Source organism: Cupriavidus sp. 8B (genome assembly GCF_054589115.1).
In genome coordinates, this window is record NZ_BAAILO010000667.1 from 1 (window position 1) to 208 (window position 208).

Below are 208 nucleotides of genomic sequence, written 5' to 3' on the forward strand. Positions count from 1 at the left end.
CCATGCATGAGTACGTTCGACCACCCAGCGAAACTTGCCGAGACCGCTACCGTGTTCGGTTCGGCGTTTCGCGAGCACTGGCTTGATGCCGCGCTCGCGTAGCTTCCGACGATGCAGTTCGGAATCGTAGCCGCGATCGGCATAGATGACTTTGGGTTTCTGAAGTGGTCGGCCACGCACGCCGCGAATCGGTGGAATCGCGTCGATG

At 60.1% G+C, this 208-nt stretch carries 1 protein-coding gene; it reads right to left on the reverse strand.

The features are described from left to right. Positions 1–208: transposase (locus tag ACYP5B_RS53760; protein ID WP_459575680.1), on the reverse strand; the 208-nt coding region annotated here is incomplete at both ends.